20 protein-coding genes are annotated in these 26,290 nt (G+C 58.4%); 10 read left to right on the top strand and 10 right to left on the bottom strand.

The annotated features are described in order from the left end of the window. Window positions 1-62: 62 nt before the first annotated feature. The 4 genes from FDY93_RS15680 to FDY93_RS15660 all read left to right on the top strand — a co-directional run bounded on the left by FDY93_RS15680 (window position 63) and on the right by FDY93_RS15660 (window position 5,825). Window positions 63-956 carry a lysophospholipid acyltransferase family protein gene (locus FDY93_RS15680; protein WP_138236706.1) on the top strand — a complete coding sequence of 298 codons (894 nt, stop codon included), beginning with the start codon at window positions 63-65 and terminating at the stop codon, window positions 954-956. Window positions 957-1,224: 268 nt separating this feature from the next. Further along, window positions 1,225-1,794 (top strand): DUF2239 family protein, encoded by a 570-nt coding sequence (locus FDY93_RS15675; RefSeq protein ID WP_138236705.1) that lies wholly within the window; start codon window positions 1,225-1,227, stop codon window positions 1,792-1,794. Next, a complete protein-coding gene (locus tag FDY93_RS15670) occupies window positions 1,787-3,178 on the top strand; it encodes an MATE family efflux transporter (protein ID WP_138236704.1) in 1,392 nt (463 codons plus the stop codon). Before FDY93_RS15675 ends, FDY93_RS15670 begins: the two co-directional genes overlap by 8 nt. Before the next feature lie 403 nt (window positions 3,179-3,581). Next, the gene (locus FDY93_RS15660) at window positions 3,582-5,825 is read left to right on the top strand and encodes a PQQ-binding-like beta-propeller repeat protein (RefSeq protein WP_171019012.1); all 2,244 of its coding nucleotides are present in this window, start codon (window positions 3,582-3,584) and stop codon (window positions 5,823-5,825) included. A gap of 246 nt (window positions 5,826-6,071) precedes the next feature. Here FDY93_RS15660 and FDY93_RS15655 read toward each other — a convergent pair whose 3' ends face one another. The 5 genes from FDY93_RS15655 to FDY93_RS15635 form a co-directional block, all read right to left on the bottom strand. Further along, window positions 6,072-7,262, bottom strand: coding sequence for an ABC transporter permease (locus FDY93_RS15655; protein ID WP_138236701.1), 1,191 nt, complete (start codon window positions 7,260-7,262; stop codon window positions 6,072-6,074). Between the two features lie 4 nt (window positions 7,263-7,266). Next, complete coding sequence (locus tag FDY93_RS15650) at window positions 7,267-8,424, bottom strand: ABC transporter permease (protein ID WP_138236700.1); 1,158 nt, start codon at window positions 8,422-8,424, stop codon at window positions 7,267-7,269. Next, window positions 8,421-9,116, bottom strand: a complete 696-nt coding sequence (locus FDY93_RS15645; protein WP_138236699.1) for an ABC transporter ATP-binding protein — start codon at window positions 9,114-9,116, stop codon at window positions 8,421-8,423. Before FDY93_RS15645 ends, FDY93_RS15650 begins: the two co-directional genes overlap by 4 nt. A gap of 58 nt (window positions 9,117-9,174) precedes the next feature. Next, window positions 9,175-10,209, bottom strand: a complete 1,035-nt coding sequence (locus FDY93_RS15640) for an efflux RND transporter periplasmic adaptor subunit (RefSeq protein WP_138236698.1) — start codon at window positions 10,207-10,209, stop codon at window positions 9,175-9,177. A gap of 425 nt (window positions 10,210-10,634) precedes the next feature. Then, window positions 10,635-13,133, bottom strand: coding sequence for a PKD domain-containing protein (locus FDY93_RS15635; RefSeq protein ID WP_220446214.1), 2,499 nt, complete (start codon window positions 13,131-13,133; stop codon window positions 10,635-10,637). 671 nt (window positions 13,134-13,804) lie between these two features. Here FDY93_RS15635 and FDY93_RS15630 point away from each other — a divergent pair. Then, window positions 13,805-14,440 (top strand): CDP-alcohol phosphatidyltransferase family protein, encoded by a 636-nt coding sequence (locus FDY93_RS15630; RefSeq protein ID WP_138236696.1) that lies wholly within the window; start codon window positions 13,805-13,807, stop codon window positions 14,438-14,440. A gap of 53 nt (window positions 14,441-14,493) precedes the next feature. On the opposite strand, the gene FDY93_RS15625 is transcribed toward FDY93_RS15630, so the two are convergent. From FDY93_RS15625 to def, 5 genes are all read right to left on the bottom strand, one after another. Next, a complete protein-coding gene (locus FDY93_RS15625; protein WP_138236695.1) occupies window positions 14,494-15,945 on the bottom strand; it encodes a TrkH family potassium uptake protein in 1,452 nt (483 codons plus the stop codon). Between the two features lie 59 nt (window positions 15,946-16,004). Continuing rightward, window positions 16,005-17,390: a Trk system potassium transporter TrkA gene (gene trkA / locus FDY93_RS15620; protein WP_138236694.1), complete on the bottom strand. Its 1,386-nt coding sequence runs from the start codon at window positions 17,388-17,390 to the stop codon at window positions 16,005-16,007. Between the two features lie 215 nt (window positions 17,391-17,605). Continuing rightward, window positions 17,606-18,934 (bottom strand): 16S rRNA (cytosine(967)-C(5))-methyltransferase RsmB, encoded by a 1,329-nt coding sequence (rsmB, locus tag FDY93_RS15615; RefSeq protein ID WP_138236693.1) that lies wholly within the window; start codon window positions 18,932-18,934, stop codon window positions 17,606-17,608. Then, entirely contained in the window at window positions 18,927-19,895 is a 969-nt protein-coding gene (fmt, locus tag FDY93_RS15610) for a methionyl-tRNA formyltransferase (protein ID WP_138236692.1), read from the bottom strand. Before fmt ends, rsmB begins: the two co-directional genes overlap by 8 nt. A 196-nt stretch (window positions 19,896-20,091) precedes the next feature. Beyond that, window positions 20,092-20,598: a peptide deformylase gene (gene def / locus FDY93_RS15605; protein ID WP_138236691.1), complete on the bottom strand. Its 507-nt coding sequence runs from the start codon at window positions 20,596-20,598 to the stop codon at window positions 20,092-20,094. A 280-nt stretch (window positions 20,599-20,878) separates the two neighbouring features. Between def and FDY93_RS15600 the strand changes: the two genes are divergently transcribed. The 5 genes from FDY93_RS15600 (at window position 20,879) to hemF (ending at window position 26,211) form a co-directional block, all read left to right on the top strand. Beyond that, window positions 20,879-21,946: a LysM peptidoglycan-binding domain-containing protein gene (locus FDY93_RS15600; protein ID WP_138236690.1), complete on the top strand. Its 1,068-nt coding sequence runs from the start codon at window positions 20,879-20,881 to the stop codon at window positions 21,944-21,946. 158 nt (window positions 21,947-22,104) lie between these two features. Continuing rightward, window positions 22,105-23,250, top strand: coding sequence for a DNA-processing protein DprA (dprA, locus tag FDY93_RS15595; protein WP_138236689.1), 1,146 nt, complete (start codon window positions 22,105-22,107; stop codon window positions 23,248-23,250). A gap of 85 nt (window positions 23,251-23,335) precedes the next feature. Next, a complete protein-coding gene (locus FDY93_RS15590) occupies window positions 23,336-24,478 on the top strand; it encodes a PQQ-dependent sugar dehydrogenase (RefSeq protein ID WP_138236688.1) in 1,143 nt (380 codons plus the stop codon). A gap of 171 nt (window positions 24,479-24,649) precedes the next feature. After that, window positions 24,650-25,237, top strand: a complete 588-nt coding sequence (locus FDY93_RS15585; protein WP_342776620.1) for an L-threonylcarbamoyladenylate synthase — start codon at window positions 24,650-24,652, stop codon at window positions 25,235-25,237. Window positions 25,238-25,305: 68 nt separating this feature from the next. Next, on the top strand, window positions 25,306-26,211 hold the full coding sequence (gene hemF, locus FDY93_RS15580) for an oxygen-dependent coproporphyrinogen oxidase (protein WP_138236687.1): 906 nt from the start codon (window positions 25,306-25,308) through the stop codon (window positions 26,209-26,211). Window positions 26,212-26,290 lie beyond the last annotated feature (79 nt).

Here is a 26,290-nt window from a genome sequence, read left to right as displayed (position 1 = left end):
AACGGGAGCGAACCATACTGAAAAGTCGCAGCGGCGATGGATTCGAGAAGGAAGTACCGATTTTGGATATCAAAGGGCAACTGGCGGCGGGCGCATTGAAAATGGTGGGCCGGCTGCCCCTGCGCTGGTCGCGCCGCCTCGGCAGCGCCGTGGGCCGCGTGGCGGTGTGGAGCCGCGGCGACAACCTGCGCATCAGCCGTATCAACCTGCAGCGCTGTTTCCCGGAGATGCCCGCCGCTGAACGGGAAAAGCTCGCCCGCGACAGCGTGATCAACACCGCCATCACCGGCTTTGAGGTCGCCAGCCTGTGGCGCCAGCCCTGGAGCCGGGCGGAAGATGTGATCGTACGGGTGCGCAACCAACAGCTTCTGACCAGCGGCGTGCGCGAGGGCCGCGGGGTACTGGTGCTGGCGCCGCATATCGGCAACTGGGAAATCTTCGGCCAGTTTCTGGCCACGGTCGGCCCCACCACTAGCCTGTACGCGCCGCCGAAGATCGCCGCGCTGGACCCCGTGATTCGCGAGGGGCGCGAGAAAACCGGCGCCCATCTGGTGCCCACCAATGTGCGCGGCGTGCGCGCGCTATTAAAGGCACTGAAGGACGGCGGCATCGTCGGCGTCTTGCCCGACCAGGAGCCAGAACTCTCCGGCGGCGACTTCGCCCCTTTCTTCGGCCACCCGACCCTTACCATGACTCTGGCCTACAACCTGATCCAGCGCACCGGCTGCAAGGTGGTGTTTGGCTTTGCCAAGCGGCTCGCAGACGGATTTGAACTGGTGTTGCTGCCGGCGGAGCAGGCGATCTTCAGTGAGGAGGTGAAGGTGTCGCTGGCGGCGCTCAATCGGGGAGTCGAGTCCTGTATCGCCGAGGCGCCGGAACAGTACCAGTGGGAGTACAAGCGCTTCCGACGGGTGCCGGAAGGCAAAAGCGGCATTTACCAGAAACAGCGCCGCTGATTGGAGCGGCGTTTTTCCTGCATATCCTTCTTCTTCCTTCTTTTTAACTCCTCCCTAGCCCCTCCCTCATAACGGAGCCTCGTTGCGCGAGGCCCCGTGCAGTCGCCCTGGCGGGTATCTTCCCGAATTCTTTCTATTTGGTGGCAAAGCGCGCCCCTTGAACCCTGCCTGTGTACAGGCGATGAGCAATTATTTTACCCGGGTAAATTGACCATTATTAATATCCGGGTAATAATCAATTCACATAGCGGATTCGGAGAGAGAAATCATGGCAGGGGAGTATGTCGCGATACACGACAAGGCGCTGATTGCGAGAGGGGACCTGGAGGCCATCGTGCGCCAGACCAAAGCCATCGGCGGCGATATCGAGCCAGTGGTGTTTGAACTGGAGACCTGCAAACGCGTCGATCTCGATTGGCACGGCGATGCACAAAGCGTCATCGACAATTTGCCCGGTGCAGGAGCGCCGGGCACCAACAAGCGCGGTCGCCCGAAGCTTGGGGTTATCCCAAGAGAGGTGACTCTGCTGCCCCGGCACTGGGACTGGCTGGCAACCCAGCGCGGCGGTGCCTCGGTGACATTGCGGCGGCTGGTGGATAGCGCAATGAAAAGTGCCTCCACCGAAGAGCGCATCAGTATGCAGCAGAATCAACTGTACGGTTTGATGTCGGTGCTCGCGGACGAGCCCGGGTTTGAAGAGGCGGCGCGCGCGCTGTATCGCAATAGCAAACGGGGTTTTGAGTCTGCAATTGGCACTTGGCCCGAGGATATCCAACAGCTACTGGTGGAGAAATTTGACGCCATCGGCGCGCTGCACCGGGAAAAAAACGATGACTGAACGCAGAGAAGACAACAAATTCTTAAGCGGATCCCTCGGCTCGGTTTTTGCAAAAACTGCGGCGCCCATCATTTTGATAATGCTGGTGAACGGATCCTTCAATCTGGTGGATGCCTACTTTCTGGGAATTTTTGTCGGTGCCGACGCGCTGACGGCGGTAACGTCAATGTTCCCCGCAGTGATGTTGGTCGTCGCTTTATCTACTCTGGTTTCAAATGGCTTCGCGAGTGTTATGGCGCGCATACTGGGTGCCGGCGATAAGCCGGCAGCGAGGGAAGCATTTGCGCAAGCCATTAGTTTGTCGCTACTGGTGTGTCTGATACTTATCGCACTGTTTCTGATGTTCGGGAAAGAGGCGGCACTGCTGGCAAACGGTGGTTCCGCTGAATTGGCGCACATGAGTTACACGTATATTTCAATACTTGTTTTGTGCTCGCCGTTGATGTTCATCCTTAACATTAACGGCGACTCACTGCGTTGTGAGGGACAGGTCGGTTTTATGGCGCTGATATCGCTGGCTTCCGTGCTGTTCAACGGCGTACTCAATTACATATTTATTGCGCAACTAAATATGGGTGTGGCAGGTTCCGCCTACGGTACGGTAGTGGCTCAGTTGCTGTCTTTGCTGGTGGTATTCAATTTTCGCCGAAAGAAAAAAAGTCCTGTGAATATTCAGGTAGTGCAGTTTTCACTTGCGCGAAGCCGCTGGAAGGAATTTCTCGCACTTGGCGCGCCGTCGAGCCTGACATACGTTGGGTTGGCACTGTCGTCAGCGGCAATACTGTACAACCTGCAAATCTGGAACCAAGGAGACTACGCAACCACGGTGGGTGCCTACGGAATTATTACTCGCCTGATGACCTTTGTATTTTTGCCACTCCTGGGTCTAAGCATGGCATTTCAAAGCATCACCGGAAACAACGTTGGTGCGAAAAAATTCCAGCGCACCAACAGCGGGATAAAAATTGCGATTCTATCCGCCCTGATTTACTGCCTGCTGATCGAGGCCTTGATATGGCTGATAAAAGATCGCTTTGGATATTGGTTTGTTGACGATGTAGATATCGCCAAAGAAGTTGCCCGCATTCTGCCTATTTCCACGCTCGCACTTTTCTTGCTGGGGCCGTTAATGATGATCAATATGTTTTTCCAAAGTATTGGTGATGCCGCGCGCGCCAGCTTTTTAAGCCTGTCAAAAACCTACCTATTTGCGCTGCCGCTGGTATTTCTGCTGCCTATGAAGTTTGGTGAAACCGGAATCTGGCTTGCCGGTCCGGTCGCGGAGGGGCTGGCCCTGTTGCTCACGCTGGGCGTATTGTTTCACCGCGCACAGCGGCACCAGTACCGTCTGGGTCTGTTTTATACCGCCGCAGATACGGTGTAGCGCGCCCTGGGCGGCGAAATATGCGCTTCTGGCGCCGTCGGCGTGCTATCGGACTAGGAGCCAGACCTCTCCGGCGGCGAGGTCATCCTTTTCTCCGGTCACTCGAGCTTTCCGTTCCAAAACCCGCCAAAACAATTCAATTTCAACCTGATTTCTTGACTCACCTATAAAACGATCACGATCTGTAATGGCGTGTAATTGTGAAAACGTTTACATGGTGGATTAGCGCTGATAATTTTCCTTTGCAATTTAGGTGCAAGGCGATGCATTTCTCCGTTGTGGAGAGTGCCGGCGCCGAGCGTTACGACTGGCATAAGCCGCGCGGTAGTTGTGTCTCTGGGGACGCAGGTATCAATGGGCTCGGCGCCGGCTTACTCGTGCCACAAATAAGACTTTGTCATTGATGATAAAAAGAACGTTCGTGCTGAATCTTGGGGATAAATTCATGATCTGGTTGAGTCGTGTGGTGTTGGTGATTTTTCTTGTCCTGAGTCTGTCCGCCTGTGGTGGTGGCTCAGGTAGTGGCGGCAACGACGGGACAGGGACTAGTGGTAGCAGCTCTTCCAGCAGTGGTGGTTCCAGCAGCAGTAGTAGTTCCTCCAGCTCCAGCGGAGGAACAGCGGACACCAGCCCCCCGACTGCGAGCATAGACTTCCCTCATATGGATGGCCTGAAATCCAATCCCGGATCTGTCACGGTGAGAGGTAAAGCTGCCGACGACTTTGGTGTAAAGTCAGTATGGGTAAGCGGTGTCGAGGCTACCTCCGTTAACGGTTTCCAAAGTTGGATAGCCGAGGTGTCTCTTGAGTCAGGATCGGACAACGAGTTGGTGGTCAGGGTTGAGGATGTCAATGGCAACATCACTGAGCGAGCGGCTACCAGAGCAGTGTCTGTTTTTCCACATTACAGAGAATCTGTGTGCGGTCAAATTGCCTATGATCCAATAGATGGAAGGGTTTTTAATAGTGCCACAATCGATGGCTATTATTCCGGCGTAATAGCTACGAATGTGCAAAATGGCAGCCGGAGCTACTTTAGCCGTTACCAGGAATACGACAACAGATATCGGCAATTTGCATTCAGTAGAAGCAGTGGCCAGCTCTATGCATTGACGGGTGATGGTGACGTCTTAGAAGTGAGCCTGGGTCCGGCCCCGGATAACATGGTTTCCTGGGACGGTAGCAATGACGTGGAAATATCGGATTCCGACGCCTGGATTACACTGGATAATTCCACCGGCGCCTTGTTTATTTATGCAGCTCCTTACAAGGCTGTTTATTCCGTTGATCTGACTACTGGTGCACGCAATTTGGTGTCAGGTAACGGGATGGGCACAGGCCCTGATTTTAGTTACAGGGTAGCTATTGCAGCTGCCAATGGCAGATTGTTTGCCTACGACTCCGCAAACTACCGTCTGGTGGAAATAGACAAAAACACTGGCGACAGACGTCTGGTGTCCAGTGGCGAGACGGATGGTGAATACCTGTCCTACGCTGATGGCCTTGTTGTCGATGAAAATGCCGAAAAGGCCTATCTCAGCTTTGACTGGGACGAGATTACCGAAGTGGATCTCGTTAGCGGGGAAAAACGGCTGGTGTCCGGCTCCGGGCGACAGGACTCGCTGGAATCCAATCTTATGGTTGACTTCTACGGGATGGCTCTGGATAGCGAACGAGGCCAGCTCTATCTGAGTTGCGCATCCCATCAGCTAATTGCAATCGACATAGAAAATGGTAAAAGAGCCCGCATTACGCCACCGGAGCGTGGCTCCGGACCCGCCAATGATTCGCCCGCTTCGATACGATTCGACAAGGTCCACAACCGACTTCTGTACATCAATGGCCTGGCCGTTTCTTATATGCCGGAAATCATGGCGGTCGATCCGGTTTCCGGCGACAGACATATAATAACCAGTGATCTGAAAGGGGAAGGCAGTACAGACTCCTACTTCCGGGATCTTGCAGTAAGTGGCCGCGATGGAAAGATATATGCCAGTGACAACAGTTATTGGACTGCGGCAATCGTGGAGGTCGATCCCGAAACCGGAAACCGCAAATTTATTTCAGGCAACGGCGCCGGTCTGGGGCCTGTGTTCAGCGGTCCCTTGGGGATCGAATTGGATGACGAGGCTGCGGTTTTGTATGTGGTGGATGGGTCTGGTGCACTTTTTGCGGTTGATTTGCAAACTGGCAACAGAAGTCTTGCCAGTCAGCCTGGTGCAAAAGGGGAGGGGCCGGAATGGGGGGAACCATCATCTGTGGCTCTGCATCCCAATCATTCGATTGCCTATGTGACGGATGTGGAGCAGAGCAGAATCTATCGAGTGGATCTGCGGAGCGGTGATCGCGAGATTTTTTCCAGTGACAGCGACAGCATTGGTGGCGGGCCGCCTATTGTGATGCCGTGGCAGATACGCCTGGATCCGGTGCGCAATAAGCTTGTTGTGAAAGATTACCATGGCCATGGCGGTATGGTGTTCGTGGACTTGGAAACGGGCGACCGAGAGCGACAACTGCCATCGGGTTCTCATGGCAATGGTGATGTAGCCGTGGACCCGGATACCGGCCTTTACTATCTGTCACAGTGGCCTGGGAGCATAGTGGTTTACGATTCCGGCACCGCGCAAGGGCTTGTACTGTCACAGTAAACAGATTTTACGAGGGTAATTCTTGGAGGTGGGTTCCAATAGCGAGTTGGTCTTCAATACATTCTTCAGGAAAGCCGTCGGCGGACCCCTTCCCTGTATCTGCGGGCGGACAGACTGCTAGCCCGGATTTTTCATGAGCCGAGGGTGTTCAAAACTCTGTGTCATTTCTTTAACAGTGACCGAAAAGAGATGACACAGAATTCTGAACACCACGTTTACATATGTAAAAGATGAAGTAGTTGCCGATCAGGTCGCCGCGCGAAATGCCACAATTACCGGCAGCCGCGCGGCGCGCCAGGCGGGGAAGAAACCGCTGGTGAAGCCGATCAGCAGTGCCAGTTGCGCGCCCTGGGCGAACAGGTCTGGGGACATCTCAAAACTGAACACCACCTGGGTAAAGCTGCCGCCGAGGGTTGAGGCGCTCAGTCCGTCGAAGAACAGGAAGGCGGCGGCGGAGCCGAGCAGGCCTCCGGCGGCGGACAGTACCAGGGCTTCGATCATGGTGCCGCAGAACGCGGACAGGTTGCTGAAGCCGAGGGTGCGCAGGGTGGCGATCTCCTTGGCGCGGTCGGCCACCGAGGTATACATGGTGTTGAGTGCGCCGGCGAGCGCGCCGAGGGCCATAATAGCGCTGATCACGCGGCCGAAAATGGCCATGTATTCCAGCTGTTTTCCCTGGGCGGCGAAGTAGGCGCTTTCGGTTTGTACCTCCAGATTGAGGCGCGGCTCTAGCTCGATGGTTTTTTCCAGGCCGCTGATGTCTCCCGGTGTCTCCAACTGTGCTCGAATGGTCTGGTAGCTGCTGCCGCGGTCGTAGTGACTCTGGATCACCTTAACGTCCGCCCACAGCTCGCTCTCGAACACATTACCGCCTGTGGTAAATACCCCCACAACGGTCCACACATTCTTGCCGAAGCGCACTTCCTCACCGAGGGCGAAGCCATCGAACTCGCGCAACACGCCGGTGCCCACGATCAGTTCGTTGGTACCGGCAGTGAACATGCGTCCCTCTACCAGTTGCATGTTGCCGCGCATTGCCATGCCCGTAGTGTTAATACCGCGCAGCGGGATATTCGCTTTGGTGGCCGAGGATTTTTTCAGGCCGTCGACGATTACATAGAGTTCCGGCGATACCAGCGGTGCGCCCTCTGTATCGCGTGCAATACCGGGAGACTCCTCAATCAGGTTGACCTGTTCGCGGGTGATCACGCTGTTGATTTCCGCTGCGGATCCCTCGCGCATCATTACCGCGACGCGATCGGAGCCGGCACTGTTCATGGTGGATTCAAACCCTTTGGCCATGGCAAGAAATGCCAGCAGGATAGCCACTACCACGGCGGAGGCGAGCACCATCGCCAGCGACATCCACAGGCGTCGCGGCAGGCTGCGGATATTCATCATCGCCACGGTGCCGATCTGGGCAAAAAGTGAGGTCATGGTGTCAGCTCCGATTAAAGGCGGTGATGATGTTAAGACGCAGGGCGTTGTAGGCGGGCACAAGCCCGGTCACCAGTCCCAGCAGGATCATATACAGCACCGCCTGGGCGACGATGTCACCACCCATGGCGAGATTCGGCAGGAACTGCGCCATGGATGACTTGGCACCCTCGATGATCAGCCAACCCATGGCGAGGCCGAGAAACCCGCCGATCAGCGCCACCAGCAGCGATTCCACCAACACCATACCGAATACCCGCGGTGCCGAAAAACCTAGGGTCTTCAGCACCGCGATTTCACCGGTGCGCTCACGCACCGCCAGTGCCATGGTATTGCCGACCACGATAAGAATGGTGAAAAACGCCATGAACACAACACCGAAAATAATCAGGCCGATGTTGCCGATCTGTTCGATAAACGCTTTGTTGAAGGCTTTTTCCGTACTGGTGTCGGTTTCTGCCTGGGAATTGGCAAAGGTGGCGTCGATGACGTCCGCGACCTGCTGGTTGATGGATGGGTCCTGGGTCACCAGTGTCATCCAGCCGATCCAGTCGCCGCCGAAGGTCTGGGTTTCCATAAAATACTTGTAGTGGAATACGGCGTAGCGGGTATCGTAATTCTCGTCGACACCGTCAAAAATGCCGCTGACCACAAATTCCCAGCTGTGGCCGCCGTCCTTGTGGGAAAAAATATTCGAAGACAGCGGAATCTTGTCGCCGATCTTCCAGCCCTGGGTTTCCGCCAGCTTTCTCCCGATCAAAATACCCTGGCGCGTCTGCAGCCAGGCGGATTTTTGCTCCGGGATAACCACCACTTCGTTATATACCCGTAGATAGGATTCCGGTTCCACCGCCATGGTAATGATCTGGTTTTTTGCGTCCTGATAAAAACCGCCGAACCAGTTCAGGTGGGTGACTTCCTTTACGCCTTCAATCGCAGCAACTTTTTGGTAATAGGCGATGGGAAGCGGCTGGGTAAAATTGATGCTATTCACCACCACCAGGCGATCGTCTGCGGCGAGGTCCACACCGGAATCCAGTGCGCTTTTCAGTGTTGTCACCGCACTGAAAATCAGAAACGCGATAAAGATTGCGAAGCAGGTCAAAAACAGTCGCAGAGGTTTGCGTGTCATGTTTTTGTAGATGAGGTAGAGATCGTTCATGCCAGCACTTCCTTGTGCACGAATTTTCCTTTGTCGAGGTGCACGGTCTGTCTGGCATAGGAGGCGGCCGCCGGGTCGTGGGTGACCATGACGATGGTCTTTCCGTGGTCGCGGTTGAGCAGTTGCAGCATTTCAAGAATTTCATCGGCGGTAGTGCGGTCGAGGTCACCGGTGGGCTCGTCACACAGGATCAGTTTCGGATCGGAAACGATAGCGCGCGCAATGGCGACACGCTGCTGCTGGCCACCAGACATTTCACTGGTCATGTGTTTTGCGCGGTCGGAGAGACCCACCAGTGCCAGTGCCGCTTCTACACTGCGTTTGCGCTGGGAGCGCGAGAGTCTGGTAAGCAGCAGCGGCAGTTCGACATTGCGTGCTGCATTCAGCATCGGCATGAGGTTGTAGAACTGGAAAATAAAACCGATGTTGTGGGCGCGCCACTGGGTGAGCTTGCTTTCACTCAGATTGTCCATGCGCGCACCGTCGAACCAGATTTCACCACCACTGGGTTGGTCGACGCCACCGAGCATATTTAGCAGAGTGGTCTTGCCGGAGCCGGAGGGACCCATGATGGCAAGAAAATCACCGCGGTCGATCGTCATGTTGAGATCGTTGAAGATGGATATCGTTTCCTTGCCTTTGACGAAACTCTTTTCCACCTGCTTGAGTTCAAACAGCGCTTCCTGTGACATCTTCAAACCCTCGATCAATTTTCTGTTTATTTGTTTGCGGCGTGGTGGTTGACAACCACTATTCGTTGCGGAGAAAGGCTACTTTCACACCCATATCCGGCAGAATTCTCGAATCCTTACTGTCGATACCGATACGCACCTGTACCGTGGCCTTGGCGCGATCGGCGGTGGGAATGATCGCGATCACTGTGGCGGGTATATCCCAGTCCGGATAGGCGTCGAGATTTGCGCGCACCTTTTGGCCGGCTTCCACGCGGCCAATAAATGCCTCGTTAACGTCCACTTCGATTTCCAGCGATTCCATATCCACGATGGTGCAGATGCCGGTGCGGGTGTGACCGCCACCGGCGGAACTGGGGGCGACAATTTCACCGGGCTGCGCATTCTTCTGGGTGACGACACCGGCAAATGGTGCACGGATGGTGTGGTCGTTCAGGCGCTCCTGCTGCCGGCGGACTTCCAGCTGGGCTACCTCGATATCTGCCTGTGCGCTCACCAGACTGGCCTGCAGGCTCGCCACATTGGCCTCCGCCTGCGACAGCTCGGCATGGCTGGAATAGTTGCGGTCAATCAACCCGGCGTAGCGCACCAGTTGGCGTCGGCCCTCTGCGAGATTGGCTTCGATACCGGCAGCGCGCGCCTCCAGCACTTTGACCTGAGCGCGGGCAAAGTCGCGATTCACCGCGGCCACCGCCGCGTCCAGGGTGGCGAGAACCTGGCCCTGTTCCACGCGCATACCCTCTTCAACCTCAACACTGGTGATCAGGCCCATGACTTCCGCGGACACCGTGGCCATACGCCGTGCGGTGATATAGCCGGAGGCATTCAGGATAGCCTCGGGGGATGCACTGTCTGCCGGAGGTGGCAGATCGAGTCTGGCGGGCGACGCGGCAGAGGATGGCTCTGCCGGCGGGGTGACGGTCTGGGTGCCAGTGGCGCCGTCGCCGGCGAATAGCAGTCCCGCCAGCAGTCCCGTCAAGGCAAATCCAACGCCAATCGCAAGTGCGGTGCGCGGTTTTACTCCGCTGTGTTCTGCGGGTGCGTCGCGATCGATTTTCAGCTGGTCCAGCAGCTCACTGGTAGTTTTTGCCATCTTGCCCGTTTTCTTATTGTTACTTCCATGAACGGGTTACTTTGGCAGAAATCCCCGGCGCTGACTATTGGCGGGCAGTCGCACAAGGAACGATTGTCGCGAATGACAACCGCATTCGGAAAATAAGACAGTGGCCGGTAAATCATGGGCCTGCAAATTGTTGGTGCCGATGGGCTGTGTTCGTATTGGGTTCGGATCAATGACCTCGACCCCATTGACCATCTTGATTGGGTTCCACAGATTGGTGCTCGATGCGGCGCATTGGCAGGCCGAGGTCTACCAATGCGCCGACCACTCGGAAAACACCGGAGGGAGCGGTTGGGTTTGCCCCCTCAAGCTTCTATTCGGGCGGCGCTAGCCAGCGGGATGTTGTGAACGCACCGGGTCACCCATCCCGCAATATTGCCCGCTCATGGCTGTTTTCTTTACAAGTCACCGATCAATACGGGTGCGCTTTCATTGCGTCGAAACACATTGAGTTTTCCGCATTCGGCAAAGTGGTTACCTGAAACCCAGGGCGCTCCGGGTTGGGTTACATCACTTTCCCAGCCGGTACCGTTGTTTAAATAGGATTTGAATTCGAACCAGCCACCGGCCGTGGCGGAGCAGTCCATATCCACGTCCAGCATCCAGTAGTGGTCGCCCCACTGGTTCAAGGGTGTCTCGCCATAGCCGTCCACATCCACGCGGCGCAAAGGGCCCCAACTGCTGTTCCATTGGCTGGTGGTCCAGTCAAGCGGGCTGCCTTCGCCACCGCTCTGTCCGGCCTCCAGGCCGTACCAGTCGAGATGGCTATCGTTTGCCTTCCACGGGGCCGTGGTGTCGTTTAGAAGGTTGCGATGTGTAATGGGGATCGCACATGCGTAATTGGTGTCCGTACAGTTGCGTCCCAACACATCGGCGGCATACTGGTGATCAATACCGCCGCGGATAAACATGTCCTGTCCAGCCTGGGCCTCGCCGTAGATGAATATCACCGTGCGCTTCCAGCCACCATTGTCAGTCACTGTTACTTCCAGTGTGTCGCTGCTGCTGGCACCCTGATCGTCGGTCACCGTTAACGTGAGTGTATAGGTGCCTGCCTGCTCAAAGCTGGCGACGGCCGTGGCGCTGTTAATTCCCAGTTCCTCCCAGGTGTACTGCACTATCTCGCCATCGGAATCGTAGGAAGCACTACCGTCGAGATGAACTGTCTCGCCCACTGCAACGGTCATGTTCTCGCCGGCAATAGCAACAGGTGGCTGATTGCCGTGAGATACCCCCGGTGCCAGCCAGTAGGTCATATTCCCCCGGTCCAGGTACACGCGATACTCGCCACTTACGCTGACATAGATGTCCTCGCCCCCCTGGACAATGCGATTATTGGCGGTATCAAAACCATAGTTTTGACTCCAATCGCCGAAAACATCGAATTTGAAGCGCTGATCAGCCTCGCCGGTAAAGTTTACCGTCGCCACCCAGTGGTGATTGCCGAGGGGGATCATGGGAATACTGGTATCAAAATTATTGGGCGTCCCGCGAAAGTACATACTGGGATCGGAGCCGGCTAGCCTGACAGACAGGTATTTATATCGTTCATCGTACAAGACTACGGCGGCCTGGTCTGAGTATGACCTGATTAGTACCGTGTTCGCACTGCCCGCTGCCATTGCACCGTTAAAGGTTCTCCTTATCGACAACACTGGGTTTCGGGGGCCGTGAAGTTCTCCATCAATCAACATTTCCAGATGATAGAACTCCCAGGATTTGAATAAAGTTTCACCTTGCCAGACACCCGGGAATATCTCTTCCATCTGGATATTCAAGCCTTTTTCCAGATCTTGCACCGCCACATTTTCGGCACCCAAGGGGGATAATTGCGCGCCGAACTGGGCTATTTCGGAGGCGGTTTCAGTGATCACGCGTGCATTGTCACGATACTCGGTGTCTCCCAGTGGCTCGCCCGCATAAGTCAGCAGGGGGCTCGAGAAGTAGGGAATCCGGGAGCAGGGGGCATCGCAGGCGTTACTGTAGGACATGATCGTCCGCCATTGGCTTGTGGGGCTGCCGCTCCCGTGCCCGTAACGGAAGGGGTAAATAGTCGAATCCTGTTCCATATTGTGCCGGGCGCCCTGATTGTGGCCCAGCTCATGGGCGAAGGTCGCACCGCCACAGTGCACGCGCATCATGTGAATGGCGGAGATATTGGTGGAGCCAATGGCGGCGGCCATACCGCACCAGTTATTTATATGGTTGACCCACAGGCTCACGACATCGGCACCGTAGTTATTCCGCAATTGATGCAATTCATCCAGGCGCCCATCGAAGAGGTTTCCATAGTGGAATAGCTCCGATGTGCCTCCCGATTCGTTGCTTTGCAAGCCTTCGGCCCCTATCAGGTTTAGGCGGTGTGGAATCTGAGAGTTGGCATAAGCGTTGTTGGTGTAATCAATAGCCAACTGAATACGAGATTGGATATCAGAATAGTTTTGCGCTGCCTCCAGTGAGTAAACAACCAGTACATCGATCACTTCAGCGTGGCCATCATAGATCGCATCCGCCAGTAGAGAGGGCTCGGCATCATTGTTTACGAAGGTGTCGCCAGGGTCGGCGCCCCGCGATGGGTCAAAACCCAGTACGTCGTCCTCAAGCGGAGGCAGGGCCGATCGGTCTATTTCGGCGAGGCTGTGCGTACTACCGCCGGCAGGGTGGATCTCATACTGCTTGCCACCGAATTCGATTTGACCGGTGACGTTACCGTATTTAACCACAAGAATAGCAAGGCTTCCGGGTTCGCCTTCAACGCGGCCGAACCAGGAAAAGTCGTTGGTGCCGCGTTTTTCCAAACGCTCTTCAAGCAGAACAATACTGGTTCCGTCAAACAGGGTTAATGCAATGCGCTCCGGAGCAGGGGAAGCCGTTTTTCTTTGATCTGGAGCGTTCAACCTGCGCATTTTCTGCAAGGTTGCCGTGTTAAGGGCTTTTTGCCGCTTAATATGTGGATTCTCTTCTGGTTTGGCTTGGGCCGAAACGCAGATGGAAAGGAGTAGACCGGTAGCGAGTATATACAACCAACTTTTCATTTTGGTTACTCCTCAGCGCACTTGACGCGATAAATTAATAGTTGGCAGCCGTAAATATGCTCCGGAACACATAGGGGCAGGGGTGGTCGATTTTTTTTCGGGAAGTTGCATCGAAATAAACTCCATTTTGGATGCGGATGGTATGGCTGTTAAAGCCTGCTATCAGAATCTGGCCTGCTAGCAATCCGCGATTCTGGAGATCTTATTGATGGGACGCCTCCTCCTCATCGGGGGGGTAAGTGAAGCCAGAACCTGGGATTGGCAAGAAGCGGCACAGTATCGGCACTGTCCGGTGCCTATTGGGCGGGAGGTTACCGTGGTCTGTATCCGTAGTCTTAGTGCGGGAGCAGAGCGGAGAGCGGGGGCGGGGCGGAGATGAAAAGGGGCGGTTGTCGCGAATGACAACCGCATTCCGGAAACAAGACCGTGGCCGCTAAATCATGGGCCCGCGGATTATTGGTGCCAATGGGCTATGTTTGTACTGGATTCTATTTTTCTAATTTGAAGCCGGAATTTCCCAGCGCACCACCACAATGATCCATAAACGAAACCGCGCAGCGACGGAAGACATGACCAGTTCCCGTTGGCGCCACTTGCCCAATCTGCTGTCGGCGACAAGAATTGCTCTGATTCCCGTCATTGTCTGGTTGTCGCTGATCCACGAGCATATGTTGGCGCTACTGGTCTTCGCAACGGGCGCGCTGACCGACCTGCTCGACGGCTACCTGGCCAGGCGTTTTGGCTGGCAGAGCCATTTCGGTTCCCTGCTGGACCCCATCGCAGACCGGGTATTTGTGCTGTGCCTGATTCCCCTGTTGTGGTATTTCGACGCCATTGGTACCGCATACACCGTTCTGGTCGTGGTGCGCTACGCCATACAGCTGAGTGCGCTGCCGGTGTTCATACTGTGGCTGAAAATCCCTTTTCGAGTGGTGCCGGACTGGATCTCGCGGCTGGCCGCGGTGGTTGTGTTTGCCGTGCTGGGGATGGGATTTGCGGATCTGCTGGCGATTGAGCTGTTCGATGAAAGCTCCGGCGCGGAGAACACCTTTGAGCACACCATGGATGCGCTGACCTTGATCGGTTGCCTGTTGGAAATCTGGATAATGCTCAAATTTATACCGCGCTACTGGCAGATCATTCGCGGTCGTCACGATACGTTCGAGTAGCGCGGCTCGGGCATGGTCGGATAGATACATGCCCCTGTAAAACAAGCGACGAGTCAGTTTCGCCAGAACGCGGGTGTCAGCAATACCAGCAGCGTGAAAATTTCCAGTCGCCCGGCGAGCATCGCCAGGATCAGGAAAACCTTCGCGACCTCGTTCACTTCACCATAGTGCGCCGCCGCATCGCCCAGTGCCGGGCCGATGTTGCTGAGGCAGGAGGCGACGGTAGAAAAGGAAGTGACAAAATTCTCCCCGGTCGCCATGACGACAATGGTGAGAATAAAAAACGACAGGATGTAAACCGCAAAAAATCCCCAAACAGCGTCGGTAACGCGCGGCGGCACGATCTTCCGATTGACCTTGATTGGCACCACCGCGTTGGGGTGCACCAGGCGATTGAGTTCACGCAGACCAGACTTCACGATCAGCATTACGCGCACCGCCTTGATACCACCGGAGGTGGAGGCGGCGCAGGCACCCATGATACCCAGCATCAACAATACATACGGCAGGAATGCCGGCCAGGTGGCGAAGCTCTCGGATCCGAAACCGGCGGTGGTGCCGATGGAAACCACCTGAAAAATCCCGTGCAGAAAACTGCCGCGCATGTCAAAGGTACCGGATACATACAGATAGCCGACAATGATCGCGCAGGCAGCGAGTGTCACCAGAATGTAAAAGCGGAACTCGGAGTCTTTCCAGTAGTGTTTAACGGTGCGGTTGCTGAAAGCGTAAAAGTGCAGGCCGAAGTTGATCGCGGCGGTGAGCATGAAAATGATGGCGATGGTCATGATCGCGTGATTGTGAGCGTAGAAGCCCATACTGGCATCGTGGGTGGAGAAACCGCCGTTGGCGACGGTGGAAAACGAGTGGCCAATGGCATCGAACACGCTCATGCCTGCCCACCAGTAACCGATGGCGCACAGTACCGTGAGGGCAATATAAATTACGAACAGGGCGCGCGCCGTTTCCGCGATACGCGGCGTCAGTTTGGTGTCTTTCACCGGTCCGGGAATTTCCGCCTTGTACAGCTGCATACCACCGATGCCGAGCATTGGCAGAATTGCCAGCGCAATGACGATGACCCCGATGCCGCCGAACCACTGCAGCTGCTGCCGGTAATACAGAATGGCTGGTGGCAGGGTATCGAGACCGACAATGGTGGTGGCGCCGGTGGTGGTAAGGCCGGAGATGGATTCGAAAATGGAATCCACAATACTCAGGTCCGGCTGTGGGCTGATGATCAGGGGCAGGGCGCCGAAGCAGCCGAGGATCAGCCAGAACAAAGAGGTCACCACGAAGCCGTCGCGGGTGCGCAGATCCTGTTTGAGGTCGTGCACCGGCAGCCACATGAACAGACCGGTGAGCAGGGTGATACCGAAGGCGATACTGAAGGCGGTATGGGTGCCGTCGTCGTACCAAAGGGACACCCCGATGGGGGGCAGCAGTGTCAGGCTGAATACCGTCAGCAGAATACCGAAGACCCGCGCTATGACTGCCAGGCGCATTTAACCGTTCACCGCCGGGCAGTTCCCGGTCAAATTGTTGTTCATCACTCTTACCACCGTCAGAAAAAGCCGAAGCCAACCTGGAACAACTGTTCCACATGGCGGGTGTGGCGGCGGTCGACAAGAAATACGATCACGTGATCGTCGGTTTCGACGACGAGACTGTCGTGGGCGATCAGAACCTGACTCTCGCCGTCTCGCTCGCGCACTATGGCGCCGATACTGGCGCCTTCCGGCAAGTCGATATCTTCGATTTTGCGGCCCACGACTTTGGAGGTGCGACTGTCGCCGTGGGCGATGACTTCGATGGCTTCGGCGGCGCCGCGGCGCAGGGAGTGGACATTGACCATGTCTCCGCGGCGCACATGGGTGAGCAGGCTGCCGATGGTGTTCTGCTGCGGCGAGATGGCGATGTCGATCTCGCCACCCTGCACCAGGTCTACGTAGGCGCGGTTGTTGATCAACGCCATTACTTTGCGGGTGCCAAGGCGTTTGGCAAGCAGCGAGGACATGATGTTGGCTTCGTCGTCGTTGGTGAGGGCGAGGAATACATCGGTGTCTTCGATGTTTTCTTCCAGCAGCAGGTCCTGGTCGGAGGCGCTGCCGTGCAGCACGATGGTGTTGCTCAGGGCTTCCGATAGGAACAGGCAGCGGTCGTGGTCCTGTTCGATGACCTTTACCGAGTAGCGGTTTTCGAGTTTGTGTGCGAGGCGCAGGCCGATGTTGCCGCCGCCGGCGATGGTGATGCGTTTGTAGCCGTGTTCGAGCCGCCGCAGTTCGCTCATGACGGCGCGGATGTTCTGGCGCGCGGCGATGAAGAACACTTCGTCACCGGCTTCGATGACGGTGGAGCCCTGGGGGATGATGGGGCTGTTGCGGCGGTAAATGGCGGCGACACGGGTGTCGACCTTGGGCATGTGCTCCCGCAGGTAGCGCAGTTGTTGGCCGACGAGGGGGCCGCCCTGGACGGCGCGCACGGCGACGAGCTGGACGCGGCCGTCGGCGAAGTCGAGAACCTGCAGGGCGCCTGGGTGTTCGATCAGCCGGGAGATGTATTCGGAGACGATCTGTTCGGGGCTGATGAGGACGTCGATGGGGATGGCGTCGGTGTTGAAGAGTTCCGGGTATTGCAGGTAGGCGGCGGCGCGCACGCGGGCGATTTTGGTGGTGACGCGAAACAGGGTGTGGGCGATCTGGCAGGCGGCCATGTTGGTTTCGTCGTTGTTGGTGACGGCGACGAGTATGTCGGCGTCTTCGATGCCGGCTTCCTGCAATATGTCTGGGTGCGAGGCGTGGCCGTGGACGACGCCGATGTCGAGCTTGTCGCGCAGCTCGCGCAGGGTTTTCTCGTCGCTGTCCACCAGAACAATATCGTTGCGTTCCGAAGCCAGGCTTTCCGCCAGAGATCCGCCGACCTGGCCGGCGCCGAGAATGATGATTTTCATAGTTGGTGCTTTGGCTTTTGCGCCCTGTCCGCTGGAGCTTTGTTGCTAGTGCGGAGGCGCCGCAGCACCGGGTGTAGGTTTTCAGGACCGCTGTGAATACATCCCTGTACGCTTCGTCGGCAACATCCCTGTTGCCGACGATCCTGAAAACCTACACCCGGCACTGCGGCTTCGATTCTTACTCTTTTACTTCGTAAGCGATGGCGACACCGCCATCAATTCTCAGGAAGTACTTTTTCCAGCTTCGCGTAATAGAAGCCGTCGCCCGCATGGATGCCAGGTAATAGTTGTATACCCGCTTCCTGCGGCAGCCCCCAGGGCTGGTCGTTCAGCAATTGCGGCGTATTGTCCCTCGCATCCGGTGTCTCCGCAATGAAGCGCGCCACCTGTGCGCTGTTTTCCTCGGGGAGTATGGAACAGGTGGCGTAAAGCAGGGTGCCGCCCGGTTTGAGCAGGGGCCACATGGCACGCAGGATGCGGCCCTGGAGTTCGGCCAGTTCGGGGATGTCGTCGGGGCGGCGCAGGAGTTTGATGTCCGGGTTGCGGCGGATGACGCCGGTGGCGGAGCAGGGGGCGTCGAGCAGGATGCGGTCGTAGGGTTCGCCGTCCCACCAGTGCTGCGGTTCGGCGGCGTCGGCGCAGATGAGTTGGGCACTCTGGCCCAGGCGCTCGAGGTTTTCGATGACGCGGTCGAGGCGTTCTTCTTCGACGTCGAGGGCGCTGAGGTCGAGGTCGGGTTGCCGCTCCAGCAGGTGGCAGGTTTTGCCGCCGGGGGCGGCGCAGGCGTCGAGGATTCGTTCGCCGGGCTGCGGGTCGAGTAATTCGGCGGCAAGCTGGGCGGACTGGTCCTGGACGCTGACGAGGCCGTCGTCAAAGCCGGGCAGGCGGGTGACGGCGACGGGGTTTTCCAGTACCAGGCCGGCGGCGGAAACTTCGCAGGGTTGGGCGGGAATACCGGCGTCGATGAGCTGTGTGAGGTAGTCATCGCGCGACGTTTTCGACAGGTTCACCCGCAGGGTCATGGGCGGGTTGCTGTTGTTGGCGGTGAAGATGGTTCTCGCTTCCGTTCCCCACGCGTTCTTGATGGCCTGTTGCAGCCACTCCGGGTGCGCGGAGCTGAACTGGGGGTTGCCGGAGAGTTTGCGGGTGAGCGCTTCCTTATCCCGCAGGGCACTGCGCAGCACGCCGTTGACCACGCCGCTGGCGTGGCCGAGTTTGAGTGCGCGCGCCGCTTCAACGGTGGCGCTGATGGCGGCGTGGTCGGGGATGCGGGTGTATTCCAGCTGGTACAGCCCGACCAACATCAGCGCTTCCAGCTCTTCATCTTTTACCGGCTTGCGCAGCAGCTTGGCCAGTAGCAGCTCCAGGCGCGGGGCGAAGCGCGCGGTGCCGTAACAGAGTTCCCGCAGCAGCGAACGGTTCTTTCCATTGGCCTGCTCGTCGTCCACCTGCTTTTCCGCCCACGGCAGCAATCGCTGCAGCGAGCCGCGGTCCTGGTACAGGCGACTGATCACACGCGCCGCCAGCGCCCTTGGGTCATTCATGGCCGGTACCCAGTCTGATACCCTTTGCGAACAGGTCGCGGTAGCCCTTCAATATTTCCGCCACCGGCAGCGCCTTCTTGCCCGGCAATTGTAGTTGAGTCAGGCGCAACGCCTCGCGCCCACAGGCCACCAGAATGCCCTCGTCGTCCGCCGACAGAATCGTGCCCGGCACATCGTTGTGGCAGCCCTGTTCCAGCCGGGCACTGTAAATACGCAGGCGCTCGACGTTGCCCTTACTGTCGGCAAACTCGGTCCAGCACACCGGGAACGGATTGAACGCGCGGATCAGGCGCGCGAGCTCCGCGGCCGGGCGCGCCCAGTCAATGCGCGCTTCTTCCTTGGAAATCTTGCCCGCGTAATTGGCGAGCGCGTCGTCCTGCACCTGCGGTTGCGCCGTGCCGGATTCCAACTGATGAAGTGCGGCCAACAGCGCCGGCCCACCGAGACCCGCCAGCTTGTCGTGCAGACTGCCGCCGGTCTCGTTTGCCGCGATCGGCGTCCGCACCTCCACCAGCACCGGCCCAGTATCCAGCCCCGCCTCCATCTGCATGATCGCCACACCGCTCTCCGCGTCCCCGGCCTCCACCGCCCGCTGAATCGGCGCCGCCCCTCGCCAGCGCGGCAGCAGCGACGCGTGCACATTCACACAGCCGAGCCGCGGCGTATCCAGCACCGCCTGCGGCAGAATCAGCCCATAGGCCACCACCACCATCACATCCGCATTCAGCGCTGCCAGCTCCTGTTGCGCCTTTTCATTGCGCAGGGACAGTGGCTGGTACACCGGAATGTTGTGTTCGAGCGCTAACTGTTTCACCGGACTCGCCAGCAGCTTCTTGCCGCGCCCGGCGGGGCGATCGGGCTGGCTGTAAACGGCGATGACATTGTGCTCACTGTCGAGCAGGGTTTGCAGGTGAACGGCGGCAAAGTCGGGTGTGCCGGCAAAGATGATATTCAGGCTCATGGATAATTTTCGATATCAGGAAAGCGGTCTGGCAACGGAGTCCAGTGGGTAGAAGTGAAGGCCAAGTGCTGGGTACCTGTTTTCAGAAGCGTCGGCAACAGGGATGTTGCCGACGCAGCGTACAGGGACGTATTCACAGCGGTTCTGAAAACAGGTACCCAGTGCTTGGCCGCAAAAGCACCTGCTTTAGAAATGCTCAAGCCCCTTGGCGGTGGGCCTTCTCCAATTTGGAGCGAATGCGATTGCGCTTCAGTGGAGAGATGTAATCCACAAACAGCTTGCCGTCGAGATGGTCGATCTCGTGCTGGATGCATACCGCCAGCAGCCCCTCGGCCTCCAGCGCATAGGCCTCGCCATTGCGATCCAGCGCCTTCAGGCGGATCTTGCGCGGGCGCTGCACCGTCTCGTAGAAACCTGGTACCGACAGGCAACCCTCATCGTACTTGTGGATCTCCGGATCCAACACCTCAATCTCCGGATTGATCAGCACCAGCGGCTCGCTCTTATCTTCCGACACATCGATCACCACAATGCGCTCATGCACATTGACCTGCGTCGCCGCCAGCCCAATTCCGGGCGCTTCATACATCGTTTCGAACATATCCTCAATCAGCGCACGGTGCGCATCTGTCACCTCGGCGACGGATTCGGCCACCTTGCGCAGACGGGGATCGGGGAATTCGAGGATTTCCAGTTTGGCCATAACACCTGTGACAAACTTCTAGTCTTAGTGGAACTTGCGCTGATAACATAATGATCGCGCTTGAAATTTGCTGAACTATTTTGCTGATAAAAGGGCCGCTGCCGCATTCTGGCCACAAAGCCAGCGGGCGTCGAATATCCCCTTTTGCGGGCGGCATCCGCCGCTACCGGTCCAGCGCTGAGAGATTATAGCGATATAAACTCCCAGCGATAGCGATATAGCCCCGCAGCAAACCATTAGGCCGACAGCGTTAGCGACAAAAAAGCATAGGAATGCTTCCATGAAAAAAATAATTCTGGCCGCCGCCGCCACTCTGTTGGTGGCCTTCGGCCTGCAGGCGCAAGATGTACGCCTGAAGCCTGACCACCCGGACACCTACGTGGTGCAGAAGGGCGACACCCTCTGGGATATCTCCGGGCGCTTCCTCTCCCAGCCCTGGTACTGGCCGGAAATTTGGCAGGTCAACCCGCAGGTTGAGAACCCCCACCTGATCTATCCCGGTGACCGCCTCAATCTCGTCTATGTGAACGGCCAGCCGCGCCTTGAACTCGAGCGCGGCCCCACCGCCTACAAGCTTAGCCCGGCCAGCAACAACCGCCTCGGCCCGGCCGTGCGTCGCGAACCCATCGACTCCGCCATCCCCGCCATCCCGCTGGACGCCATCAATGCCTTCCTGTCCCGCACCCGCATAGTCGGCCCGGGCGCCTTCAGAGGGGTGCCCTACGTGATCTCCGGCCAGGATCAGCGCATCCTGATGGGCGCCGGCGAGAAAATCTACGCGCGCGGCGATTTCCGCGAGCCGCTGCCGTCCTACGGCATCTACCGCCCTGGCCCGGTTTACGCCGACCCCTACACCGGCGAGGAGCTGGGCCAGCAGGCACTGGATGTGGGTTCCGTAGACCTGCGCCAGCTGGATGCGGACAACGCCAACACCGAATTCGCGGTTGCCACCCTGGACGTCACCCGCACCAGTCGCGACATCCGTCTGCAGGACCGCCTGCTGCCGACAGAAGAGCGCGCCATTGACGCCCTGTTCCAGCCCGCTGCCCCCGAAGTACCGGTGGACGGCGTAATCCTTGGTGTCGAAGAAGGGGTGACCCAGGTGGCCAAATACGACGTGGTCGCCATCAACCGCGGCCTGCGCGAAGGGATAGAACCGGGTCACGTACTCGCCATTTACAAGCGCGGCGCCACCGTGCGCGACCAGATAGCCCGCCAGAATGTGAAACTGCCGGACGAGCGCGCCGGCGTGCTCATGGTGTTCCGCAGCTTTGAGAAAATGAGCCTCGGCCTGGTACTCGAAGCCGACAAGCCGCTGGCCGTAATGGACTTAGTCCGTAATCCGTAACCGATAGAGAAGAAGGGTGCCTCAAAAAATTTGGATTTTTGTGCGAGAGCAAGGAGGCACCGCGCGCAAAACCGGAGCGTACACGTAGTACGTGAGGATTTGAGCACGGAGCCGACGCCGCGCTCGTGCAAAAAGACAATTTTTGGAGGTACCCGCGCATGGATGCGTTGACCGCTACACTCTCCCTTTTAAGGCTCGAGGGCATAGGCCCAGGTCTCTACTGGCAACTGGTAGAGCGCTTCGGCTCCGCCGCCGCCGTCTTGCAGCAACCCCCGCAAAACCTGAATCGCAAACTGCCGGAGCGCGCCCATGCGCAGCTGGCGGAATTCCAGCGCCGCGGGCCCGAGAGCGAGCTGGGGCAATGGGCGCTGGCCGAGCGCGCGCGCTGCGCCGAGCTGTGCGTTTACCTGTTGCATCGCGACGATGACATCTACCCGGCGCTGCTGAAAGAAATCCACCGCCCGCCGCCGGTACTGTATGTGCGCGGCAATCCGCACACCCTGTCGCTGCCGCAAGTGGCGGTGGTTGGCGCGCGCCGCGCCAGCCGCGCCGGGCTCGACAATGCGCGGGACCTTTCTGCCGACCTCGCCGCCTCCGGATTCGCGATCACCTCTGGACTCGCGCTGGGCGTGGACGCGGCGGCCCACAGCGGCGCGCTGAAGGGCGGCGGCAAGACCATCGCGGTGCTGGGTACTGGCGTCGACCGCATCTATCCGGTGCGCAACGCGGTACTGGCCGAGCAGATTCTCGCTGCTGACGGTGCCATCGTCAGCGAAATGCCGCTCGGCAGCGCGCCGGAGGCGGGCAACTTCCCCCGGCGCAACCGCGTCATCTCCGGGCTGAGCCTGGGCACTCTGCTGGTGGAAGCCGCGGTGCGCTCCGGTTCGCTGATCACCGCGCGCCTGGCGCTGGAGCAGAACCGAGAGGTATTTGCCATTCCGGGGTCGATTCACAACCCGATGGCGCGGGGCTGTCACCACATGATCAAGCACGGTGCGCACCTGGTGGAAACCAGCCGCGATATCGCCGAGCAGCTGGGCGGCTTGCTGTCCGGCATGGCGAGCCAACCGGGACTGTTCGATGACGACAGGTCAGAAGTTTCCCAGCTCACCGCCGAACAGCGCCGGATCGTGAGCGCCCTCGGCGGCGATCCGCGCAGCATCGAGCAGCTGGCGCGGGATACCGGATGTGAGACCGGCGAGCTGATGGCGAGCCTGCTGCACCTGGAGCTGGAAGGTCTGGTGGAATCGCTGCCCGGCGGTTACCAGCTCACCGGCAGTGGCGTGCGCGCGCTGCCAGGCTGAATGCGCTTTTCCAGACTGAGGGCGCTGGCCGGATGGGTGAAAAGCCGCTAGGGTCACATCTGTCATTTTCAGGGAGTGTCCATCCATGTGGCCGTTCAAATACCTCAATTCACTCCGGCGCCAGGCCGCCGTCATCACCAGCGCGCTGGCGTTGACCTTTGCCGCCAGTGCGAGCGCCAAAAAAGGCGATATTTACCTCGACAAACTGAACCTGCCGCAAGGCTTCAAGATCGAGGTCTACGCCAAAGACATCCCCAACGCCCGCCACATGGTGCGCGGCGACAAGGGCACCCTGTTCGTGGGCTCCATGGGGGAGGGCAAGGTGTACGCGGTTGTCGACAGCGACGGTGACCAGCGGGCGGATGAGGTGAAGGTCATTGCCGAGGGACTGACGCGCCCCACCGGCGTCGCTTTCAAAGACGGCGACCTGTATGTCAGCGCCGTCACCAGCATCCTGCGCTTCGATGATATCGAGTCCCGCCTCGACAACCCGCCGGCGCCGGTCACCATCACCAGCCAGTTCCCGGACAAACACCACGGCTGGAAGTACATCGCCTTCGGTCCCGACGGTTGGCTCTACGTGCCCATCGGCGCGCCGTGCAACATCTGCGACGAGAAGGATTACGCCAACATCCAGCGCCTGAAAATCGACGGCGATAAGGTGACCGCCACCGAAACCTGGGCCGAAGGCGTGCGCAACACCGTCGGTTTCACCTGGCACCCGGTTACCAAACACCTGTGGTTCACCGACAACGGCCGCGACATGCTCGGCGACGATATTCCGCCCTGTGAACTGAACACCGCGCCGGTGGCGGGCAAGCATTTCGGTTACCCCTACTGTCACGGCGGCGACATCCTCGACCCCGAATTCGGCAACGGGAAAAACTGCAGCAACTACGTGCCGCCGGTACAGAAGCTGGGCCCGCATGTGGCGCCGCTGGGCGTGAAGTTCTACACCGGCGGCCAGTTCCCGGAGGCGTATAAAAACCAGGTCTTCATCGCCGAACACGGTTCCTGGAACCGCAGTCAGAAGATTGGCTACCGGGTGACGCAGGTGACCCTGGACGAGAATGGCCGGGCCACCGGCTACAAGCCGTTTATCGATGGCTGGCTGCAGGGTGAAGAAGTCTGGGGGCGCCCGGTGGATGTGCTGGTGATGCCGGATGGCGCGCTGCTGGTGTCCGACGACTACGCCGGTGCCATATACCGGGTAACTTACGAGGGATAATTGGCGCCTCACGCAGGGCCCCTCCGTCCGCTCCGGTGGTTGCGCCGCAAAAAGGGGCCCGGGAGGCGCCAGCCTTGTCTAGGCTGGTACTATCCGATAAATTGCGGCGCTTCCTGAGAGCCGCGGTGCCGGCCAACCGCCGCATCACAAGACCTGAAAGAGTCCCGACCCTTGTCAGAAATCAGCCCCTCAATCCTTCACTGCGCCGGCCTTACCATGGCCAATGCGGTGCGCGCCCTGTTAGCGGGTGGCGTGATCGCACACCCAACCGAGTCCGTGTGGGGTCTCGCCTGTGATCCCCACAATCCCGATGCGGTTGCCCGACTGCTGCGGCTCAAGAATCGCCCGTTGGAAAAGGGCCTGATTCTGGTGTCCGGCGACGTGAATCATTTTTCGGGCCTGTTGCACAACCTTTCCGGTGACCAGCGCGCGCGCATCGACGCCACCTGGCCGGGCCCGGTTACTTGGCTTGTGCCCCATTTTGACCAGGTGCCGGCCTGGGTCAGCGGTGTGCATCACAGTGTTGCCCTGCGCCACACCAACCACGGCTTCACTGCGGCACTTTCGCGCGCCTTCGGTGGGCCTATCGTATCTACCTCTGCCAATCCAACCGGCTGCCAGCCGGCCAGGTACAAATATCAGGTGTTGCGTTATTTCGGCGACGAGCTGGATTTTGTCGGCGGCGGAAATACCGGTGGCCGCTCTGCGCCCAGCGAGATCCGCGACGCCTCCAGCGGGCGGATTGTGCGCGCCGGTTGAGGCCCGCCCCGTCCACCTGGTGACCTAACCCCTCACTGCCATTCACATCTAGCTGCGTGCATAAATCCATGACAACAGTGAATATCCAGGCCGTCAAAGACTATCTGCTGAACCTGCAGGATCGCATTTGTGCGGCGTTGGTGGATGTGGACGGCAGCGAATTTTTTGAAGACACCTGGGAGCGCGAGGGCGGCGGCGGTGGTCGCACGCGGGTGCTTGAAAACGGTGATGTGATCGAAAAAGGTGGGGTGAATTTTTCCCACGTATATGGCGACAAACTGCCGCCGTCGGCGACGGCGGCGCGCCCGGAGCTTGCCGGCCGCTCGTTCGAGGCGATGGGGGTGAGCCTGGTGATCCACCCGCGCAATCCCTATGCGCCGACCAGTCACGCGAATGTGCGTCTCTTCGTCGCACAAAAGGAAGGGGCGGAGCCGGTGTGGTGGTTCGGCGGTGGCTACGATCTGACGCCCTACTACGGTTTCGAGGAAGACGTGGTGCACTGGCACCAGACGGCGAAGAATGCCTGTGCGCCGTTCGGTGCAGAGGTTTATCCGCGCTTTAAAACCTGGTGCGATGAGTATTTTTATCTGAAACACCGCAGCGAGGCGCGCGGTGTGGGCGGGCTGTTTTTCGACGATTTCCACGAGGGTGGTTTCGACCATGCGTTTGGCCTGATGCGGGCGGTGGGCGACAGTTATCTGGAGGCCTATCTGCCAATTTTGAACCGACGCAAGGATATTGAATACGGTGAGCGCGAGCGAGATTTCCAGCTGTACCGCCGCGGACGTTATGTGGAATTCAACCTGGTGTTTGACCGCGGCACGCTGTTTGGGTTGCAGAGCGGTGGGCGCACGGAATCCATTCTGATGTCGCTGCCGCCGGAGGTGCGCTGGCGATACGACTGGCATCCGGAGCCCGGATCTGCTGAAGCAAAGCTATATACAGATTTCCTGCCGCACCGGGATTGGGTCTGAGATTTTGAATAGCGCTGGTGGCGGTGCCGCTACCGGGCTTCCCTTTGCGAGACACGGGCTAGGCGCCCCCTCAACCCAT

Source organism: Microbulbifer harenosus, from assembly GCF_005771435.1.
GTDB classification, from domain to species: Bacteria; Pseudomonadota; Gammaproteobacteria; order Pseudomonadales; family Cellvibrionaceae; genus Microbulbifer; species Microbulbifer harenosus.
The sequence above is the reverse complement of the archived record's forward strand: the minus strand, read 5'-3'. Positions and strand labels throughout refer to the sequence as shown.

Bases quoted from the DNA above. Each gene is read 5' to 3' on its own strand.
- FDY93_RS15675 (WP_138236705.1), top strand. From the start codon at position 1,225: ATGGCAGGGGAGTATGTCGCGATACACGACAAGGCGCTGATTGCGAGA.
- FDY93_RS15670 (WP_138236704.1), top strand. From the start codon at position 1,787: ATGACTGAACGCAGAGAAGACAACAAATTCTTAAGCGGATCCCTCGGC.
- FDY93_RS15660 (WP_171019012.1), top strand. From the start codon at position 3,582: ATGATAAAAAGAACGTTCGTGCTGAATCTTGGGGATAAATTCATGATC.
- FDY93_RS15655 (WP_138236701.1), bottom strand. From the start codon at position 7,262: ATGACCTCACTTTTTGCCCAGATCGGCACCGTGGCGATGATGAATATC.
- FDY93_RS15650 (WP_138236700.1), bottom strand. From the start codon at position 8,424: ATGAACGATCTCTACCTCATCTACAAAAACATGACACGCAAACCTCTG.
- FDY93_RS15645 (WP_138236699.1), bottom strand. From the start codon at position 9,116: ATGTCACAGGAAGCGCTGTTTGAACTCAAGCAGGTGGAAAAGAGTTTC.
- FDY93_RS15640 (WP_138236698.1), bottom strand. From the start codon at position 10,209: ATGGCAAAAACTACCAGTGAGCTGCTGGACCAGCTGAAAATCGATCGC.
- FDY93_RS15630 (WP_138236696.1), top strand. From the start codon at position 13,805: ATGATCCATAAACGAAACCGCGCAGCGACGGAAGACATGACCAGTTCC.
- FDY93_RS15625 (WP_138236695.1), bottom strand. From the start codon at position 15,945: ATGCGCCTGGCAGTCATAGCGCGGGTCTTCGGTATTCTGCTGACGGTA.
- trkA (WP_138236694.1), bottom strand. From the start codon at position 17,390: ATGAAAATCATCATTCTCGGCGCCGGCCAGGTCGGCGGATCTCTGGCG.
- rsmB (WP_138236693.1), bottom strand. From the start codon at position 18,934: ATGAATGACCCAAGGGCGCTGGCGGCGCGTGTGATCAGTCGCCTGTAC.
- fmt (WP_138236692.1), bottom strand. From the start codon at position 19,895: ATGAGCCTGAATATCATCTTTGCCGGCACACCCGACTTTGCCGCCGTT.
- def (WP_138236691.1), bottom strand. From the start codon at position 20,598: ATGGCCAAACTGGAAATCCTCGAATTCCCCGATCCCCGTCTGCGCAAG.
- FDY93_RS15600 (WP_138236690.1), top strand. From the start codon at position 20,879: ATGAAAAAAATAATTCTGGCCGCCGCCGCCACTCTGTTGGTGGCCTTC.
- dprA (WP_138236689.1), top strand. From the start codon at position 22,105: ATGGATGCGTTGACCGCTACACTCTCCCTTTTAAGGCTCGAGGGCATA.
- FDY93_RS15590 (WP_138236688.1), top strand. From the start codon at position 23,336: ATGTGGCCGTTCAAATACCTCAATTCACTCCGGCGCCAGGCCGCCGTC.
- hemF (WP_138236687.1), top strand. From the start codon at position 25,306: ATGACAACAGTGAATATCCAGGCCGTCAAAGACTATCTGCTGAACCTG.